This is a genomic window from Sphaerisporangium sp. B11E5, from assembly GCF_039871875.1.
Classification (GTDB): domain Bacteria; phylum Actinomycetota; class Actinomycetes; order Streptosporangiales; family Streptosporangiaceae; genus Sphaerisporangium.
Genome location: NZ_JBDPMD010000062.1, coordinates 1 through 18271 on the forward strand (window position 1 = coordinate 1; position 18271 = coordinate 18271).

At 70.8% G+C, this 18271-nt stretch carries 16 protein-coding genes; 12 read left to right on the forward strand and 4 right to left on the reverse strand.

Annotated features, from left to right (window positions below; genetic code table 11):
• Positions 1 to 671 precede the first annotated feature (671 nt).
• A complete protein-coding gene (gene dprA, locus ABGB17_RS34615; protein ID WP_347637786.1) occupies positions 672 to 1664 on the forward strand; it encodes a DNA-processing protein DprA in 993 nt (330 codons plus the stop codon).
• 769 nt (positions 1665 to 2433) lie between these two features.
• Here the strand turns inward: dprA and ABGB17_RS34620 are convergent.
• A complete protein-coding gene (locus ABGB17_RS34620; protein WP_347637788.1) occupies positions 2434 to 2778 on the reverse strand; it encodes a hypothetical protein in 345 nt (114 codons plus the stop codon).
• Between the two features lie 459 nt (positions 2779 to 3237).
• Between ABGB17_RS34620 and ABGB17_RS34625 the strand changes: the two genes are divergently transcribed.
• Positions 3238 to 3420, forward strand: a complete 183-nt coding sequence (locus ABGB17_RS34625; protein WP_347637790.1) for a hypothetical protein — start codon at positions 3238 to 3240, stop codon at positions 3418 to 3420.
• A 770-nt stretch (positions 3421 to 4190) separates the two neighbouring features.
• On the opposite strand, the gene ABGB17_RS34630 is transcribed toward ABGB17_RS34625, so the two are convergent.
• The gene (locus tag ABGB17_RS34630; RefSeq protein WP_347637792.1) at positions 4191 to 5051 is read right to left on the reverse strand and encodes a helix-turn-helix transcriptional regulator; all 861 of its coding nucleotides are present in this window, start codon (positions 5049 to 5051) and stop codon (positions 4191 to 4193) included.
• A 188-nt stretch (positions 5052 to 5239) separates the two neighbouring features.
• Here ABGB17_RS34630 and ABGB17_RS34635 point away from each other — a divergent pair, with 188 nt between their 5' ends.
• The 4 genes from ABGB17_RS34635 to ABGB17_RS34650 all read left to right on the forward strand — a co-directional run bounded on the left by ABGB17_RS34635 (position 5240) and on the right by ABGB17_RS34650 (position 10726).
• Entirely contained in the window at positions 5240 to 6235 is a 996-nt protein-coding gene (locus tag ABGB17_RS34635; RefSeq protein ID WP_347637794.1) for an aldo/keto reductase, read from the forward strand.
• A gap of 362 nt (positions 6236 to 6597) precedes the next feature.
• Positions 6598 to 7578: a 2Fe-2S iron-sulfur cluster-binding protein gene (locus tag ABGB17_RS34640; RefSeq protein ID WP_347637795.1), complete on the forward strand. Its 981-nt coding sequence runs from the start codon at positions 6598 to 6600 to the stop codon at positions 7576 to 7578.
• Positions 7575 to 8558: a xanthine dehydrogenase family protein subunit M gene (locus ABGB17_RS34645; RefSeq protein WP_347637796.1), complete on the forward strand. Its 984-nt coding sequence runs from the start codon at positions 7575 to 7577 to the stop codon at positions 8556 to 8558. The genes ABGB17_RS34640 and ABGB17_RS34645 overlap by 4 nt, the downstream gene beginning before the upstream one ends.
• Positions 8555 to 10726, forward strand: coding sequence for a xanthine dehydrogenase family protein molybdopterin-binding subunit (locus ABGB17_RS34650; protein WP_347637798.1), 2172 nt, complete (start codon positions 8555 to 8557; stop codon positions 10724 to 10726). The genes ABGB17_RS34645 and ABGB17_RS34650 overlap by 4 nt, the downstream gene beginning before the upstream one ends.
• A gap of 61 nt (positions 10727 to 10787) precedes the next feature.
• Here ABGB17_RS34650 and ABGB17_RS34655 read toward each other — a convergent pair whose 3' ends face one another.
• Together ABGB17_RS34655 and ABGB17_RS34660 are read right to left on the reverse strand one after the other, a co-directional pair.
• On the reverse strand, positions 10788 to 11489 hold the full coding sequence (locus ABGB17_RS34655) for a TetR/AcrR family transcriptional regulator (protein WP_347637800.1): 702 nt from the start codon (positions 11487 to 11489) through the stop codon (positions 10788 to 10790).
• 42 nt (positions 11490 to 11531) lie between these two features.
• Positions 11532 to 12812, reverse strand: a complete 1281-nt coding sequence (locus tag ABGB17_RS34660; protein ID WP_347637802.1) for an MFS transporter — start codon at positions 12810 to 12812, stop codon at positions 11532 to 11534.
• 156 nt (positions 12813 to 12968) lie between these two features.
• Here ABGB17_RS34660 and ABGB17_RS34665 point away from each other — a divergent pair, with 156 nt between their 5' ends.
• The 6 genes from ABGB17_RS34665 (at position 12969) to ABGB17_RS34690 (ending at position 18269) form a co-directional block, all read left to right on the forward strand.
• Positions 12969 to 13550: a winged helix-turn-helix domain-containing protein gene (locus ABGB17_RS34665; RefSeq protein WP_347637804.1), complete on the forward strand. Its 582-nt coding sequence runs from the start codon at positions 12969 to 12971 to the stop codon at positions 13548 to 13550.
• A gap of 222 nt (positions 13551 to 13772) precedes the next feature.
• Positions 13773 to 14732 carry a 30S ribosomal protein S2 gene (rpsB, locus tag ABGB17_RS34670; protein WP_347637806.1) on the forward strand — a complete coding sequence of 320 codons (960 nt, stop codon included), beginning with the start codon at positions 13773 to 13775 and terminating at the stop codon, positions 14730 to 14732.
• A 116-nt stretch (positions 14733 to 14848) separates the two neighbouring features.
• A complete protein-coding gene (gene tsf / locus ABGB17_RS34675; protein WP_347637808.1) occupies positions 14849 to 15682 on the forward strand; it encodes a translation elongation factor Ts in 834 nt (277 codons plus the stop codon).
• A gap of 130 nt (positions 15683 to 15812) precedes the next feature.
• On the forward strand, positions 15813 to 16511 hold the full coding sequence (pyrH, locus tag ABGB17_RS34680; protein ID WP_347637864.1) for a UMP kinase: 699 nt from the start codon (positions 15813 to 15815) through the stop codon (positions 16509 to 16511).
• A 9-nt stretch (positions 16512 to 16520) separates the two neighbouring features.
• A complete protein-coding gene (frr, locus tag ABGB17_RS34685) occupies positions 16521 to 17078 on the forward strand; it encodes a ribosome recycling factor (RefSeq protein ID WP_347637810.1) in 558 nt (185 codons plus the stop codon).
• A gap of 273 nt (positions 17079 to 17351) precedes the next feature.
• Positions 17352 to 18269, forward strand: coding sequence for a phosphatidate cytidylyltransferase (locus ABGB17_RS34690; protein WP_347637812.1), 918 nt, complete (start codon positions 17352 to 17354; stop codon positions 18267 to 18269).
• Positions 18270 to 18271: the final 2 nt, after the last annotated feature.

The window sequence follows — 18271 nt, forward strand, 5'->3', positions numbered from 1 at the left end:
CCCTCCCCCCACCTGCACCCGCCCCCGACCTGCCCACGTCACCCCCGAACTGCTCCTCGCCCGCGTCCGATCCACCTGTGCCCGCGTCCGATCCACCTGCGTCCGCCTCCGGTTCACCTGTGCCCGCGTCGGGATCACCTGCGTCCGCGTCGGGCCCAGCTGTGCCCGCCTCTGGCTCACCTGTGCCCGCGTCCGGTTCACCTGTGTCTGCCTCGGGTCCATCCGTGCCCGCGTCAGGATCACCTGGGTCCGCGTCGGGTCCACCTGGGTCTGCGTCGGGTCCACCTGGGGCCGCGTCCGGTCCACCTGCGTCCGCCTTCGGCTCACCTGTGTCCGCATGCGGCCCGCCCGTGATGGGCTCAGCCTGCGACTTAAGGCAAGTCTCTGCAGATGCCCCGTCAGTGGTGCCCTCGCCGGCGGAGACCCTGGCGGAGGAACGCTGCGCTGCTGAGACTCCCGTGGTGGCGGTTCCAGGAGCGGCGGTTCCGGCCGAGACGTCGGCAGGGGGGACAGGGGACGCGGTGAGGCTGGCGCGGGTGGCGTTGATGCGGATCGTGGACGCTGGCGATGCCCTCATGGGGCGTTTGGTCGCGGGATCTGGAGCCGAGGGGGCGCTCGCGCAGGTGCGAACGGGCGAACTCGATCCGGGTTTCCTTGCTGAGCTTGCGGCCATGCGGGGGAAACCGGTCGATCCCGAGCGGCGGTTGGCTGCCTGGCGGGCGCGGCTGCCCTATGTCGATGCCGAGGGTGATCTGGAACGGGGGGAGAAACTCGGTGCCCGCTTGGTCGTGCCTGGGGACGTCGAGTGGCCGACACAGCTCGATGACCTTGGTTACGAACGACCGCTCGGGCTCTGGCTCCATGGGAGCGCCGATCTGCGCTTCGCCTGCCTGCGATCCGTCGCCATCGTGGGTTCGCGGGCCGCGACTCCCTACGGTGTGCACGTCGCGGCCGAACTCGCGGCGGGGCTCAGCGAAGCCGGCTGGACGATTGTCTCCGGAGGGGCCTACGGCATCGACGCGGCGGCGCATCGCGGGGCCCTGGCGGGCGTCGCGGAGACGATCGCGGTGCTGGCGTGCGGCACCGACGTCGCGTACCCGGCGGGGAATCACGGTCTGTTCGAGGGCATGCGAGCACGAGGTCTCCTGGTCAGCGAATGCCCGCCGGGCGTGCGCCCGACCCGGCTCAGATTCCTCGTCCGCAACCGTCTGATCGCCGCCCTGACCCGGGGCACCGTGGTGGTCGAGGCCGCCCTCCGTAGCGGCGCCCTGAGCACCGCCTGCCACGCGGTCAAGCTCAGCCGCCACGTGGCAGCCGTCCCCGGTCCCATCACCTCCGACAACTCCGTCGGCTGCCACCGCCTCATCCGCCGCGCCGAAGCCGTCTGCGTCACCACGGCCCGCGAGGTGATCGAGTTGATGGCCGCCATAGGCGACGACCTGAGTCCTGAGCCCCGCGCCCCCGTCCTCCCGAGAGACCGCCTGGACGCCGAGTCCCGAAGCGTCCTGGAAGCCGTCCCGTCCCGCTCCGGCGCCGGCCCGGCCACCATCGCCGTCGCCGCAGGCGTCGACCTGATGACCACCCTCAGCCACCTGGGCGCGCTGGCCGCCGCCGGCTACGTAGAACGCACCGACAACGGCTGGCGCCTACGCCGAAGCACCTGACCTGCCCCGGCCACGACCTGACCCGCCCCGGCTACCCGCCACGGTTCACACGGCCCGTACCGGTGCTCACATGGAGGTCGGGTTCAGCGTTCACAGTCGATGCCGTCGTTGTCGCGGTCCTGGTACCAGTGGTACTCGGGGTCGATGTCGAGGCTGTAGGGGCCGTAGCCGTTGTGGTTGGCTTCGGCGCAGGGGTCGAAGCGAGGGTCGGTTCCGGAGGGGGTGAGGTCGGTCTGGGGGAGGATTTGGGATGGGGATCGGGGATTGGGTGGCAGTCGCAGGTGGTGGACCAGGTGCGGAGGCGGGCTGTCTGGGCTTTCCTCTGTTCGGAGCGGAGAAGGGGCGATTGCTCTGTGTCCTCATCCGGGCACGGAGGTGGAGCCGTTCGGAAGCTGCCTATATGCGGTCGCGGTGGAGGCAAGGAGGTATTTCGAATTGTGGTGCTGATTGATTGGGAGGTTGCGTTTTCTGACGGCCGGAGAATGGGACTTACGTCAGGATTTCGCGGCCGGGCTGGTGGGAGGGGTGTGCCCCTGGGGGCTCTCTCAGGTCGTCGCCTGGAGGTTCCAGCCGGTGGTGCTGTCGTGCTGGGGGTTCGATCTCGGTCGCCGGGCTCTTCGGGCCGGGCTGGTGGATTTCTGATCAGCGGGTTCGGGTGATCGGTTCGGGTCGGCCGGGTCGTGGGGTTGGCGCGGAGGGTTGGTTCGAGAGGTGGACTCGCTGGTCTGAGGGATGTTGTGGGTAGGTCGGAGATCGGGAGTCCAGGGGATCAGTCCCAGGTGGTGCCGTTGGTGGAGGCGGGGGCGGCGGCGAGGACGGAGGCGGAGTCCCAGGTCGTGCCGTCGGTGGAGGCCGGGGGAGTGTCCCAGGTGGTGCCGTCGTCGTCGGCGGGGGCGGAGTCCCAGGTGGTGCCGTCGTCGTCGGCGGCGAGGATCTTGGTGGTGGAGGGGGTGTCCCACGTGGTGCCGGCGACGGGGGAGGGGGTGTCCCAGGTGGTGCCGCTGCCGGCGGAGATTCCGAGGGCGATGGCGAAGGAAATGGCGCCGGTAATAAGAGCGGTCGAGACCTTGGTGACGAAGGTGCGGTCGGCCGTGGTGTTCGCGAGAGGAATCATTTCTGTTCACCTTTTCGGGTGTGCTTGCTCTTGCACAACCAACTCTGCGGTTTCTGCCACCCATGAACCAGATGAAACGGAGTCAGCAAGTTGCATGAGCGTGACCGCTTCCTGCCAGCCCTCTCCGGCCTATCGCCGTACCTGTGCGCCGTACCTGGAAATCCGCAGGTCAAGGGCTTGATCGTGGGGCCTGTCCGATAGCTGTCACGGGCCTCCAGGAGGCGTCGCGAGGGGGCCGGTGAGGGCGTTCCAGTGCGGGAGGAGGCGTACTCGTCCTCGCGCGATGAGGAGAAGGGGATCCAGGTAGCGGTCCGGGGAGATCAAGCCCCAATGGAGGCAGGTGAACGGGCAGTGTGCCGGGTGGGGTTCGACGACTCCGATCACCGTTTCGGGAGTCACTCGCTGCCCATGTCGCACGGTGGGCCGGACCGGAAGGTAGGTGGTGCGCAGGCCGCCGGTGTGGACGATCGAGACCACTCCGCGATCGGCGAGTCGCCCCGCGTACCGGACCACACCGGGACCGGCGGCGTGGACGGGCTGACCGGGGCGTGCGGCGAGGTCCGTGCCACGGTGGCCACGCAGCCACGGGTACGGCGGTGGGGCGAAGGGGCGGCCGACGTCCGGCGAGCCGTCCAGGGGTGATCGCCATCCGAGGGTCTGGGCTGGGGGGTCGTCGTTTCGGGTGGCACGGCCGGTGTCCGGCGACCCGTCCACGCGTGATTGTCGTCGGAGGGCTTGTGGTGGGGGGTCGTTGTTCTGGATGGCACGGCCGGTTTCCGGCGTGCTGTTCAGGGGTGGTCGCCTGTGGAGCGCTCGCGAGAGGGGATCGTCGTTCGGGAGGGCGTGTGCGCTGCGGGTTCGATGGGGGCGGGGGGGTGGCGTGGGGGGCGGGGGGGGGCGGGGAAGGGGGGGTGGTGTGGCCGGCATGGCGAGAGCGAGGAGCAGCAGCGGGAGTAGGAGCGGTGAGATCGCGCTGAGCGGTGGGCGGGGCCGTGGGAACGGCAAGGGGTACGGGGGCATGTGGTGCAGGGTGGCGCACAGGGCTCCGGCAGGGGCGACCGAAAGAGGTTCTGTGGATAAGTGGCGCCCATTCGAGAGGTGGCTGGGCCGCCCGTTCGGGAGGTGGTCGGGGCGTGGGTTGGGGAGGTGGCTGAGGCGTGCGTTCGGGGAGGTGGTTGGGTCCTGTGTTCGGGGGGTGGCCGGGGGGTGTGTTGGGAGTGGCTGGGGCGTGCGTTCGGGGAGGTGGTTGGGGCGTGTGTTCGGGGGGGCGGGGGTGTGTGAGGTTGGTGGAGGCGTGAGTTGGTTGCGGTGGACGCGGGTCTTGCTAGTTGGTTACTCAGCGATTTTGTGGGGTGAGGGCGGCTGCTTCGCCTGCCGGGGCGCCGGGTATTTGGTGCCGCTGATCGGTGGTTTCAGCGTTCGGGGGTGCCTGTTGCTTTCATGGGGAAATCCTCGATGCCGAGGACGCGCAGCAGGTCCAGTCGCTCGCGGGTCTCGGTGTCGGCCGGGGTGAGTACCAGTAACTGCTGTCGCTGGTCGGGAGTGACCAGGGTCTCGCAGTCCAGGAGCAGGCGGCCTACCCGCGGGTGCAGCAGGGTCTTGCGGGCGGCGCGCCGGACCGCCACCTCGTGCTCGGCCCAGAGCCGGCGGAAGTCGGCGCTCGCGGCCTGCAGACGATCGACGAGTCCGGCGACCACGGGGTCGGCGGATCGGCGGCCGGCGGTGGCACGCAGGTCGGCCACGATCTGACGGGCCTGATGCTCCTGCTCATCGGGAGGGCAGACGGCGCGGGTGGCGGGATCGGTGAACCAGCGGTACACGACGTAACGCCGGTCGCCGGAGAAGCCGGTGTGGTCGCCCGTCAGCAAGTGGGACGCGCGGTTCTGGGCGAGGACCTCCCCGAGGTCGGACAGCACCAGGGCCGGGGTGTCGCCGAGCAGGTCGAGCATGCGCACCAAGCCGGCGCGCGCCAGGCGGGCCACCCCGTCGGCGGGCGGGGGCCGGTGGCCGGCCAGGTGGAACAGATGGTCGCGCTCGTCGTCGGACAGGCGCAGCGCCCGGGCCAGCGCGCCGAGCATCTGGGTCGAGGGCTGACTGCTGCGCCCCTGCTCGAGGCGTACGACATAGTCCACCGACATACCGGCGAGCATCGCCACCTCTTCCCGGCGCAGGCCGGCGGTGCGGCGGCGAGGACCGTCGGCCAGGCCCACCTCGGCCGGACGGATCGCTTCGCGGCGGTGGCGCAGGAAGTCGGCGAGGTCGGCACGTTGCATGGCTTCATCCTGCCGCGCGGCCGGCGAGCCGAGCCAGGGAGCGGCTCTCCCACGATGAACGCTCCACTGCCGCGCGGCCGGCGAGCCGAGCCAGGGAGCGGCTCTCCCACGATGAACGCTCCACTTCCGCGCGTCCCGAGCCGGGCCGAGAGTCATGGGGGACGACATCGACGACGAGGGAGAACGTGATGCAGAGACGAACTCTGGGCCGCAGTGGGCCGGCGGTTTCCGCGCTGGGCCTGGGTGCGATGGGCATGTCGGGCGCCTACGGCGTGGCCGACCGCGCGGAGAGCATCGCCACCGTGCATGCCGCGTTGGACAGCGGCGTCACGCTGATCGACACCGGCGACTTCTACGCCATGGGCCACAACGAGTTGCTGCTCGCCGAGGCGCTGCGCGGCCGGGATCGCGACAGCTACCAGCTGAGCGTCAAGTTCGGCATGGTGCGGGGACCTGGCCACGAGTTCGGCGGGCAGGACTGCCGTCCCGAGGCGGTGAAGAACTTCCTGGCGTACTCGCTGACCCGGCTGGGCACCGGCCACATCGACATCTACCGTCCTGCCCGGCTGGACCCGGCGGTACCGATCGAGGAGACGGTGGGCGCGATCAAGGACATGATCGACGCCGGGTACGTGCGGCACATCGGCCTGTCGGAGGTGGATGCGGCGACGATCCGCCGGGCGCACGCCGTGCACCCGATCGCCGACCTGCAGATCGAGTACTCGTTGATCTCCCGGGCGGTGGAGGCGGACGTCGTGCCCACGCTGCGGGAGCTCGGCATCGGCCTGACCGCCTATGGCGTCCTGAGCCGCGGCCTCATCTCCGGGCACTGGACCGCCGGCCACACCGCCGGCCCCGGCGACAACCGCCGCTTCAGCCCGCGGTTCTCCGGCGGGAACGTGGAACACAACCTCGCCCTCGTGGACGCTCTGCGCCGGGTCGCCGAGGCGAAGGGGTGCACCGTCGCCCAGCTCGCCATCGCCTGGGTGGCCGCACAGGGCGAGGACATCGTGCCGCTGGTCGGCGCTCGCACCCGCGAGCGGCTGGCCGAGGCGCTGCCCGCGGTGGAGCTGACCCTCACCGCGGACGACCTCGCGGAGATCGAGAAGGCGGTGCCACCGGGCGCGGCGCGCGGCGACCGGTACCCGTCCGCGTTCATGTCGAATCTCGGCGTGGGCAACTGAGTCCGGTTCTCCGTATCGGCTGTTCCGACGGCTGCCGGATCCCGCCGCCAGGGCTCGGGGAGTTGGTGCTCGGCGCCGATGTGCGCCTGGCGGCGGGCGACCACGTCTCGTCCCGCGACATGCTCGGCATCGCCGGTGATTTCAGCGCTAACACATTGCCGTTAGCATCTATTGACGTGTAAGCGTTGATAACGAGATACTGCTATCAGTGCCTACACCGCTATGTCGCCGCCGGAACCTGGTGTGTGGCCCGGTCACACCGCCTGTGCCGGCATGCGCAATTCCCTGAGGGCGTAGGCCCGCCCGTGAACTGCTCGACCTCGCCGCACGCCGGGACCGGTCCGTACGGAGAAAGGACGACGATGATCTATCACGGCAGCCGATTCACCTTCAGACCGGATGTGCCACCGGAACAACGGACCAGGGCCCTGGAAAGCCTGCGCGACCTGGGACGGGTCATTCCGTCGGTGGAATCCGTCGCCGTCGGCCGTGACCACAGCGGCGAGTACGAGTGGGGCGCCGTCTTCGTCATCGGGGACCTGGAGGGCTACCAGCAGTATCTGACGCATCCTGGGCGCCGCCGCGCCGACCGGTTCTTACGGCCGCTGGTCGAGAGGTCCGCGTCGTTCGACCTGACCGACGACCCGGATCCGGAGACGGGCACGAAGATGGCCGAACTGCGTCGACGCCTGCGGGAGGCGCCGGCGGACCACGACCCCTTACCCGGGAGGCACACTCGCCGTACGGTGCTCAAGGCCATCGCGGTGACGACCGCGGCGGGGACGGGCACCGCCGTCGGCCTCGTCTCCGCCGCCCCGGCCGCCGCGGCCGGTCCGGCGGCGGCCGCGCCCGCGTACGCCGTCGCCGCCGGGGCCTCCGTGGAGGTCGCCTTGTCGGTCAACGGGCAACCGCGCAAGGTCGTCCTGGAGCCGAGGGTGACGTTGCTGGACGCGTTGCGGGAGCGGCTCGGCCTGACCGGCACCAAGAAGGGCTGTGACCGGGGTGAGTGCGGGGCCTGCACGGTGCTGGTCGACGGCGAGCGGGTCAAGTCGTGCCTGACGCTGGCGGTGATGCGGCAGGGGGCCGAGGTCACCACGGTGGAGGGGCTGGCGCGGGGTGGGGAACTGCACCCGGTGCAGGAGGCGTTCATCCGGCACGACGCGTTCCAGTGCGGGGCGTGCACGCCTGGCCAGATCATGTCCGCCGTGGCCTGTATCGATGAGGGGCATACGGGTTCCCAGGCGGAGATCCGCGAGTGGATGAGCGGGAACCTGTGCCGCTGCGCGGCGTACCAGAACATCGTCGCCGCGGTCGCCGACGCCGCGAAGGAGGTGCGGCGGTGAGGGCCTTCGGTTACACGGTCGCCGGCGACCCGGCCGAGGCGGTACGGATCGCCACACGCACCCCCGGCTCGACGTACGTGGCAGGCGGCACCGACCTGCTCAACCTGATGCGGGACGGCGCGGAGACCCACGACCACCTCGTCGACGTCAACCGTCTCGGCATGGGCGATGTGGCGGTCGACTCCAGGCGGCTGCGCGTCGGAGGGTCCGCCAGGATGCGCCAGGTCGCCGAGCACGCCGCCGTGCGGCGGGAGTTCCCGGTCCTGTCGGAGGCACTGCTGGCCTCGGCGTCCCCGCAGGTACGGAACATGGCCTCGATCGGCGGGAACCTGTTGCAGCGCGCCAGGTGCGGATACTTCCGCGACGCGGCCTCGCCGTGCAACAAGCGGGTCCCTGGCAGCGGTTGCCCGGCGATCAGCGGGCACAACCGGGGACACGCGATCCTCGGCGGCAGCGGCCACTGCATCGCCACGCACCCCTCGGACCTGGCGGTGGCGCTGGTCGCGTTGGACGCGACCGTGCGCCTGCTCGGCCCCGGCGGCGAACGGGCCGTGCCGATCGCCGACTTCTACCTCCTTCCCGGGTCCACGCCGGAACAGGAGACCGCGATGCGCCTGGGCGAGCTGATCACCCGGGTGGACGTGCCGCGCACGCCCCTCGCCGGGCGGTCGCGTTACCTGAAGCTGCGCGATCGGGCCACGTTCGAGTTCGCGGTGGTGTCGGTGGCGGCCGCGCTGCGGACCAAGGGGCGCATGGTGCAGGACGTACGGCTGGCGTTCGGAGGCGTGGGCACCCGTCCGTGGCGGGACACCCGCGTCGAGGCGGCGCTGCGGGGACGGCCGCTGACCGGGCAGGCGATCGCCGCGGCGGGCCGGCTCCTGGTCCGGGACGCCGAGCCGCGCGAGGGGAACAGGTTCAAGGTCGAGCTCGTCCAGCGAGCGCTGGTGAGCATCCTCAGCGATCTGGGAGGGCTTCGATGAGCGGGCTGGTGGGGCGCGGCGTGGCGCGGGTGGACGGCCGGGCGAAGGTCACCGGCGCGGCCCGTTACGCCGCGGACAACCAGGTGACCGGCGTGCTGCACGGTTTCCTGGTGATGAGCACGATCGCCCGCGGTGAGGTCCTGGAGATCGACACCAGGGCGGCGCTGGCGCGTCCCGGTGTCGTCGCGGTCTACACCCACGCCGACATGCCGAAGCTGACCCTGCCGCAGTTCCCGTACAACCGGCCCTACATCCCCATGCAGGACACGCGGGTGCACCACAACGGGCAGCCGGTGGCCTACGTCCTCGCCCAGACCCTGGAGCAGGCGCAGGAGGCCGCCGACCTGGTGAAGGTCCGCTACCGGGCGGAGGCCCCTGTCACGCGGCTGGCGGACGCGTTCGACGAGGCGTTCCTGCCGGACGCTTTCCGCAACAGGCACAACGAGACCGTCCGCGGCGACGCCGCCGCGGCGCTCGAACAGGCCGAGGTGCGCGTCGACCGGACCTACAGCAGCCCGGCGCAGCACCACAACCCGATCGAGCCGCACACCACCACCGCCGTCTGGGACGGCGGCACGCTGATCCTGTACGAGAGCACACAGGGGGTGATCCTGACCAGAAAAGCCGTGTCGGACGCGTTCCGCATGAGCCCGGACCAGGTCAGGGTCATCTCGCCCTATCTGGGCGGTGGTTTCGGCGCCAAGGGTCCCACCTACCCGCACACGCTGCTCACCGCGGCGGCGGCGCGACTCGCCGGCCGGCCGGTGAAGCTGGTGCTGTCACGCGCGCAGATGTACAGCTCCAACGGTCACCGCGCCGAGTACCGCCACCACATCCGGCTCGGCGCCACCCGGCGGGGTGTCCTGACCGCGATCGCCGGCACCTCGACGGCGCAGGTGACCCGCATCGACGAGAACATCTACAACAGCAGCGACTCCATGCTCCACCTGTACGCCTGCCCGAACGTCCACGTGCGGCAGATGGGCGTGCGGCTGGACCTGCCGACGTCGAGCTACATGCGCTCACCGGAGACGACCGCGCACTTCGGCCTGGAGACCGCGATGGACGAGCTGAGTCACGAGCTCGGCATCGACCCGGTGGAGCTGCGCGTACGCAACCACAACGCGGTCAACCCGCGGACCGGCGAGCCCTACGCCGGCAAGCACCTGCTGGAGTGCTACCGGGCCGCGGCCGAGGCGTTCGGCTGGTCCCGGCGCGACCCCAGGCCGGGGACGACCAGGGACGGCGACGAGTACGTCGGCTGGGGCATGGCCACCGAGGCCCACACCTACGCCTGGATCGAGTCCGAGGCCGGCCTGACCATCGGGCTGGACGGGCGGGCCACCCTGCGCGTCGCCTCCCAGGAGATCGGCACCGGCACCTACACCGTGCTCACCCAGGTCGCCGCGGACGGGCTCGGCATGCCGCTGGACCACGTCACGACGCTGCTCGGCGACACCACGTACCCGCCCGCGTCGGTGTCGGCGGGGTCGTCCACGATGCCCAGCGTGGTCGGCCCGGTGTCCGACGCGGCGCGGAGCGCGCGGGACGCCGTGATCGCGCTCGCCGTGGCCGACCCGCGCTCCCCGCTGCACGGCCTGCCCGCCGAGGACGTCGTGACCGAGGCCGGCCGCCTGTTCGCCCGCGGCGACCGCGGACGCGGGGACAGCTACCGCGACGTCATGGCGCGCCACGGCCGCACCGTCGAGGTCCTCGGACGCGGGACCAACACGCCCGGGCATTCGTTCGGCGCGGTGTTCGTGGAGGTCCGGATCCAGCCCAGGCTGGGCAGGCTGCGCGTGACCCGGGTCGTGACCGCGCACGACCCGGGACGGGTGCTCAACCACCGGACCGCGCGCGGTCAGGTCATCGGCGGCGTGACCTGGGGCATCGGCTTCGCGCTGATGGAGCACACGACGGTGGACCCGAACACGGCGCGGGTCGTCAACCCGAACCTGTCCACCTATCTGGTCCCGGTCTGCGCGGACACGCCGTCGGTGGAGGCCCTGTTCGTGGACCGGCCGGACCCGGACAGCGCCGCGCTCCGCGCTCGCGGCTTCGGCGAGACACCAGGGACGGGTGTGCCCGCGGCGATCGGCAACGCGATCCACCACGCCATCGGCCGCCGCCTCCGGGACGTCCCCTTCACCCAGGACAAGCTGCTCTGATTCGCCGTATGCGCCGGAAGAGGGACGTCCGGGGACGTCCGTCCGCCGGCGCCCGGCCGGGTCAGCGGGCGGGGGTGTGGTTCGCGGCGCGGTCGAGGAGCTCGTTCAGGAGGGCCCGCTCGCCGGGGCTGTACAGGTCCGCCACCTCCCCGAGTACGGCTTTCAGCGCCACGGCCCGCTGGGCCGCGCTCGGGGCGCTGCCCGGGTCCGCGACGGTGATCGACGCGATGACGGCCTCGCGCAGGCGGCCGGGGAGGGCCGGATCGCGTTCCTCGGGAGGCGTCCCGATGAGGTTCAGCGTCAGGCCGACGCCCGCCGCGTGCACCATGCCGACGGCGGCCTCGACGCCGACGGAGAGCAGGCCCGCGACGGCGATACGCTCGACCAGCACGCGCAGCCGGTCCAACGACTGCCCGACGGCGGGGCTCCGGGACCCGGGGGTGGGCCGGCCGTACATGAGCAGGTACTGCGCCGGGTTCTCCAGGCCGAAGCCGATGTGTGTGTCCCAGCCGCGGCGCAGGTCCTCCACGGGGTCCTCGGAGAGCACCTGGCTGTGCTTCTGCGCGAGGTAGCGCACGAACCCGTCGGCCGTGACCGCATCGAGCAGGCCGTTCATGTCGGTGAACAGGCGGTAGAGCGTGGGGGCCTGCACGCCGGCCGCCGCGCTGACGGTGCGCGTCGTCACTCCTTCTCGGCCCTTGTCCCTGAGCAGCTTGGTCGTGGCATCGATGATGCGCCGCCGGACCTCTTCCCGATCACTCACGGATCGACGATAACTGAAAGCTGCTATCGACAATACGGCGCATCACTTTCGGTTCGAGGGGGTCCTGCCGGGCTGCTCCGCCGCGGTGGTGAGGCGGCGGAGGGGGGAGAGCCACACGCGGACAGGGGCCAGGCAGACCAGGGCGGCGCAGGTCCACAGGGCGGGACGCAGGCCGATGAGGTCGCCGAGGACGCCTCCGACGAGGCCGCCGAGGGTCATCACGCCCATGGTGGAGACGCTGAGGACGGAGTTCACGCGGCCGACGGCGTCACGGGGGGACTCGCGGAGCTGGATGCTGCCGTAGCAGACCGAGAAGATCACCGCGGACAGGCCGCTGAGCAGGTAGCCGCCCGTCACGAGGGGGACCACCACGGCGGGGGAACCGTGCGCGGCGGCGAGGACCAGCATCTCGGCGGGCAGGACGGTGCCCGCGACGAGCAGCGTCCTGTTCTCCGAGAAGCGGGCGGTGAGCCGGGGCGTGACGGCCGCTCCGATGATGCCGCCCACGCCGAAGGACGCCGTCAGCAGGCCGATGATCCCGGCGGGCAGGCCGAGCACCTGCACCGCGAACAGGACGTACAGCGCGAGCTGCGCGGCCGACGCGAAGTTGATCAGTACACCGGCCGTGATCAGTGTGCGCAGGACCGGGTGGGTGAGCACGATGCGCAACCCGTCCCTGATGTCGGCCGTCAGGCCGCCCCGGGGCCGGGCCGCGTCTTGAGGGGGGCCGGCGGGCTCGGGGGAGCGCAGCGAGCGCAGGCACAGGGCCGACAGCAGGAACGACGCGGCGTCCGCCAGGAGGGCGAAGGGAGCGGTGAGCGTCTGGACGAGCAGGCCCGCGAGACCGGGGCCGAGGACGCTCGCCGTCGAGTAGACGCTCTGGAAGCCCGCGATGGCGGCGGTGCGCTGGTGGTCGGCGACGACGCTCGGCAGGTGCGGGAACCAGGCCGCGCGGAACACCACCGTGCACGTCCCCACGACGAACGCGACCGTGATCAGCCACGCCACGCTCAGCACCCCCGCAAGCCAGGCCGCCGGCACCGTCAGCATGGCCAGGGCCGCGACCAGCTCGCACCCCACCAGGACGGGCCGCTTCCGGCGCAGCCGGTCGGCCCACGCCCCGGCGGGCAGCCCGATGAGCAGGTACGGCAGGGTGGCCGCCGCCGTGAGCATCCCCATCTGCACGGGCGCCGCGCCCAGCAGCACGGCGGCGGTCAGCGGCACGGCGAGGCGCGATACCTCGCTGCCGGTCTCGGACACGGCACGGGCGGTCCACAGCAGCCGGTAGTCGCGCTGCCTTCGGAGGGGGGTGGCGTCGATCACGATTATGAAGGTAGTGCTTCATAATCGTGAAAGCTAGCCTTTATATATGAGGGGATCCGGGCTTGATCGGGTGGGAGGGATGGCAGGCGGTGGGGGTTCTCGGCGAGCGCGGCCGGCGGGAGGTGGCGGGTGGGGGGACGCAGTAGCGTTCGGTGTATGAGTTGGCGGAACAAGCTGGTCGAGGATCCGCGGGCCATGCGGGCGTTGGCGCATCCGGCTCGGCTGGCCATACTCAAGCGGCTTCAGCTCGAAGGGGCCGCGACGGCCACCGAGTGTGCCGCGGTGGCGGGGATATCGCCCAGCGCGGGGAGTTATCACCTGCGCATGCTGGCCAAGTACGGGTTCGTCGAGGACGCACCCGCGCGGGGGGACGGGCGGGAACGGGTGTGGCGGGCGCCGTATCGGGGGTTCACGGTGCCGGAGCCGGACGAGCAGACGCCGGAGATGGTCGAGGCCAAGAACGTGCTGGCCAAGGTGGTGCTCGACGGCATGGCGGAGGACGTGCGCCGGTACCTGGACTCCAGTGCGCGCGAGTCCAAGGAGTGGCGGCAGGCGGTGACGCTCAGCCAGATGATCTTGCGAGTGAACGCCGAGGAGCTGGCGGACATCGGGCGCCGGGTGACCGAGATCCTTGAGCCGTACCTGACCCGCACCCGCGGGCCGGAGGAGGCGCCGCCGGACGCCCGGGTGATCCAGGGGGTCATCCACCTCTACCCCCGGCCGCCCGCCAAGGGGTAGGGCGTCGAGGACCGGGCCGTGGGTGGCCGGGTTACGGGTACACTTTCAGATGGCTCGTTTGAACGGGCCAACTTCGCACGCCCACAATGCGGGCCGTCCTCTCGGTCCAGGCCGCCGGTCTGGATGGGGCGGCTCAAGGGCGTCAGGGCGGGGGCCGCAGGCCTTCGCAGACAACCGAGACACGCGCCTTGGCCGGCGCTCTACCCAGGAGGACCATAACTCATGGCCCCCGTCGTCACCATGCGGCAGATGCTGGAAAGCGGTGTGCACTTCGGGCACCAGACCCGTCGCTGGAACCCGAAGATGAAGCGCTTCATTCTCACCGAGCGCAACGGCATCTACATCATCGACCTGCAGAAGTCCCTGTCGTTCATCGACCGCGCCTACGACTTCGTCAAGGAGACCGTCGCCCACGGCGGCACGATCCTGTTCATCGGCACCAAGAAGCAGGCCCAGGAGGCCATCGCCGAGCAGGCCGCGCGGGTCGGCATGCCGTACGTCAACCAGCGCTGGCTGGGCGGCATGCTCACCAACTTCTCCACCGTGCACAAGCGGCTTCAGCGCCTCAAGGAGCTCGAGGAGCTCGACTTCGACAACGTGGCAGGCTCCGGGCTCACCAAGAAGGAGCTCCTCATGCGCCGCCGCGAGAAGGACAAGCTGGAGCGCACCCTCGGCGGCATCCGGGACATGGCCCGTGTGCCGAGCGCGGTGTGGGTGGTCGACACCAAGAAGGAGCACATCGGGATCAGTGAGGCGCGCAAGCTGAACATCCCGGTCGTCGCGATCCTGGACACCAACTGCGACCCCGACGAGGTCGACTACCCCATCCCGGGCAACGACGACGCCATCCGCGCCGTCAGCCTCCTGACCAGGGTGATCGCGGACGCGGTGGCCGACGGCCTGATGACCCGCGCCGGCGCGAGCCGCGGCGGGGACGACAAGCCGGCCGGCCCGGTGGCCGAGCCGCTGGCCGAGTGGGAGCGCGAGCTCCTCGCCCGCTCCGAGGAGGACGCCGCCGCCCCCGAGGCCGCTCCTGAGGCCGCCGCCGAGGCTGCTCCCGAGGCTGCCGCCGAGGCCGCTCCTGAGCCCGCCACCGAGACCCCCGCCGCCGAGCCCGTCGCCGAGGAGACCGCCGCGACACCCGAGGCCGAGGCCGGCGAGGGCACCGCGCAGCAGAGCTGACGTTCGTCCCGCGACCCGGATCCACACCGGGTCCGCGGGCCTGGCTCTTCACGGGTGGGCGTGCTCGACCCCGAGCACGTCCACCCGATCCACGACGAACTCGACGAGGAAACACAATGGCTTCCGTGAACATGGCCGACGTCAAGCGGCTCCGTGAGCTGACCGCCGCCGGCATGATGGACTGCAAGAAGGCCCTTGAGGAGGCCGGCGGCGACATCGACAAAGCCGTCGACATCCTGCGGGTCAAGGGCGCCAAGGACGTCGGCAAGCGCGAGGCGCGCACCGCGTCCAACGGCCTGATCGCCGTCAAGCACGAGGGCGACTCGCTCGCCGCGCTGCTCGAGCTCAACTGCGAGACCGACTTCGTGGCCAAGGGCGAGCGCTTCCAGGAGCTGGCCGCCAAGGTCGTCGCGCACGTGCTCACCTCCCGGCCGTCCGACGTGCCGACCCTGCTGGAGTCCGACCTGGACGGCAAGACCGTCAAGGAGCACCTGGACGAGGCCAACGCGGCCCTCGGTGAGAAGATCGAGATCCGCCGTTTCGCCGTGCTCGACGGCGGCTACATCGTGTCGTACATGCACAAGACCGACCCGCAGCTCCCTCCGGCCGTGGGTGTCCTCGTGCAGCTCGACGGCCCGGACGCCGAGGTCGCCAAGAACGTCGCGCAGCACGCCGCCGCCATGGCCCCCCGCTACCTCAGCCCCAACTCCGTCCCGGCCGACGTGGTCGAGAAGGAGCGCACGGTCTTCGAGCAGATGACCCGCGAGGAGGGCAAGCCGGAGGCCGCGATCGCCAAGATCGTCGACGGCCGCATCAACGGCTGGTACAAGGACTTCACCCTCCTTGAGCAGGCGTTCGTCAAGGACAACAAGAAGACGGTCGGCAAGTACGCCGCCGAGGCGGGCGTGAAGGTGCTGGCCTTCGTCCGCTACAAGGTCGGTCAGGCATAGGCTTATCCCCAAGAGCGATCTGACCAGCTTCGAAACCGAGATCGAGGAGGCCGCCGCCGTGCAGGAGAACCAACCACCCGCTACGCCGGCGGCTTCGTCGTACAACTGGCCGCTGCGGTGGAAGCGCGTCATGCTGAAGCTGTCCGGTGAGGCCTTCGCCGGGGGCGAGCCCCTCGGCATCGATCCCGTGGTGGTGGCCAAGCTCGCCGACTCCATCGCCGAGGCCGTGCGCGAACGCGTGCAGGTCGCGGTGGTGGTCGGCGGCGGCAACATGTTCCGCGGCGCCGCGCTGAGCGAGCGGGGCATGGACCGCGCCCGCGCCGACTACATGGGCATGCTCGGCACGGTCATCAACTGCCTCGCCCTGCAGGACTTCCTGGAGAAGCGCGGCGTGGAGACCCGGGTGCAGACGGCCATCACGATGCAGCAGGTCGCCGAGCCGTTCCTGCCCCGCCGCGCCATCCGCCACCTGGAGAAGGGGCGTGTGGTCATCTTCGGAGCCGGTCTCGGCTCCCCGTTCTTCTCCACCGACACCTGCGCCGCGCAGCGCGCACTGGAGATCGGTGCGGAGGCGCTGCTCAAGGGCACGCAGGTGGACGGGGTCTACGATTCCGATCCGCGCAAGAACCCCGACGCCGTCCGGTTCGACCAGCTCGACTACAGCGAGGTGCTCAGGCGGGGCCTCGGGGTGATGGATTCCACGGCGATCAGCCTGTGCATGGACAACGGCCTGCCCATCGTCGTGTTCGATCTGATGGGCGAAGGCAACATTCTGCGGGCGGTCCGCGGTGAAAAGATCGGCACGCTGGTGAGTCCGGCAGGGAAATAGGGAGCCGCTGTGATCGACGAAACCCTCCTCGAAGCCGAGGAAAAGATGGACAAAGCGGTCGCGGTCGCCAAGGAGGACTTCGCGGCGATCCGCACCGGCAGGGTCAGCCCCTCGATGTTCAACAAGATCACCGTTGACTACTACGGGTCGCCCACCCCGGTGCAGCAGCTCGCGTCGTTCCATGTCCCCGAGGCGCGCATGGTGATCATCCAGCCGTACGACAAGGGGTCGATGGGGGCGATCGAGCGGGCGATCCGCGACAGCGACCTCGGCGTGAACCCCGGCAACGACGGCGCGGTGATCCGCGTGGTGTTCCCCGAGCTGTCCGAGGAGCGCCGCAAGGAGTACATCAAGATCGCGCGGAACAAGGCCGAGAGCAGCAAGGTCTCGGTGCGCAACATCCGCCGCCACGCCAAGGAGACCTTGGACAAGATGGTCAAGGACGGCGAGGCCGGCGAGGACGAGGTGCGTCGCGCCGAGAAGGAGCTCGACGACCTCACCCAGAAGCACGTCGCCAAGATCGACGAGCTGCTGAAGCACAAGGAATCCGAGCTGCTCGAAGTCTGAGCGCGTCGAAGTCAGGTTCGGGCGCCTCCGCTTCGGTAACCGGCCGAAGCGGAGGCGCCCTCGCCACGTCCGGGCCCGTGACGTGCGCGCCGGTCGGCGGTGCGAGCATGGAGGGACCGGGCCGGTAGGAGAGTTGGGATCACAGTGGATGGTACGGCGGGCGGCCCAGGGCCGGTGGGAGGCCCCGCGGCGGACGGGCTCCCGCCCGTGAGCGGCCCCGAAGCGGAGGGGGTCCCGCCGGTGAGCGGTCCCGATGCGAACGGAGTCCCGCCGGTGAGCGCTCCTGATGCGAACCGGGTGCCGCCGGTGAGCGGTCCCGACGTGAACCGGGTGCCGCCCGTGGAGCGGGACCCGGTGCGGGACGGCTCCGGCGAGCGGCCCAAGGGCATCCGTACCGGGCGTAACCTCCCCGCCGCGATCGCGGTGGGGGTGGTGCTGGGGGCGCTGGTCATCACGTCTCTCTACACCGTCAAGGTGGCGTTCCTGGCGGTGGTGCTGGCCGCCGTGGGGCTCGGCGTGGTGGAGCTCAGCCGGGCCTTCGGCACGCGGGACATGAGGGTCCCGGTGGCGCCGGTGCTGGCGGGGCTGGTCGCCATGCAGGCCGGCGGTTACTGGGGCGGCCCGGTCTGGCTGCTCGGGGCCTTCGTGCTCACCGTGCTGGTGCTGCTGACGTGGCGTATGTTCCAGGGCCAGGAGGGCTACGTCCGCGACGCGACGGCCAGCGTGCTGACGTCGGTCTACCCGGCGCTGATCGCCGGGTTCGTGCCGCTGATGCTGATGGAGGAGGACGGCGCGCACCGCGTGGTCATCTTCGTCGCGGTCACCGTGTGCAGCGACATCGGCGGCTACTTCGCGGGCATCCTGTTCGGCAGGCACCCCATGTCGGCGATCAGCCCGAAGAAGACGTGGGAAGGCTTCGCCGGTTCCGTGCTGGCGTGCGTGATCTGCGGGGCTCTGCTGGTGCGGTTCCTGCTGGACGGCGCGTACTGGCAGGGCGCCGTGGTGGGTGCCGTGGTGGCCGTGTTCGCCACCCTCGGCGACCTCATCGAGTCGGTCATCAAGCGCGACCTCGGCATCAAGGACATGGGGAGCCTGCTCCCCGGCCACGGCGGCATGATGGACCGCCTCGACTCGCTGCTCGTCACGCTGTTCCCCGTCTGGCTGATGCTCGCGGCCTTCGTCCCCGCCTGAGC

Bases quoted from the DNA above. Each gene is read 5' to 3' on its own strand.
- dprA (WP_347637786.1), top strand. From the start codon at position 672: ATGCGGGGGAAACCGGTCGATCCCGAGCGGCGGTTGGCTGCCTGGCGG.
- ABGB17_RS34620 (WP_347637788.1), bottom strand. From the start codon at position 2,778: ATGATTCCTCTCGCGAACACCACGGCCGACCGCACCTTCGTCACCAAG.
- ABGB17_RS34630 (WP_347637792.1), bottom strand. From the start codon at position 5,051: ATGCAACGTGCCGACCTCGCCGACTTCCTGCGCCACCGCCGCGAAGCG.
- ABGB17_RS34635 (WP_347637794.1), top strand. From the start codon at position 5,240: ATGCAGAGACGAACTCTGGGCCGCAGTGGGCCGGCGGTTTCCGCGCTG.
- ABGB17_RS34640 (WP_347637795.1), top strand. From the start codon at position 6,598: ATGATCTATCACGGCAGCCGATTCACCTTCAGACCGGATGTGCCACCG.
- ABGB17_RS34650 (WP_347637798.1), top strand. From the start codon at position 8,555: ATGAGCGGGCTGGTGGGGCGCGGCGTGGCGCGGGTGGACGGCCGGGCG.
- ABGB17_RS34665 (WP_347637804.1), top strand. From the start codon at position 12,969: ATGAGTTGGCGGAACAAGCTGGTCGAGGATCCGCGGGCCATGCGGGCG.
- rpsB (WP_347637806.1), top strand. From the start codon at position 13,773: ATGGCCCCCGTCGTCACCATGCGGCAGATGCTGGAAAGCGGTGTGCAC.
- tsf (WP_347637808.1), top strand. From the start codon at position 14,849: ATGGCTTCCGTGAACATGGCCGACGTCAAGCGGCTCCGTGAGCTGACC.
- pyrH (WP_347637864.1), top strand. From the start codon at position 15,813: ATGCTGAAGCTGTCCGGTGAGGCCTTCGCCGGGGGCGAGCCCCTCGGC.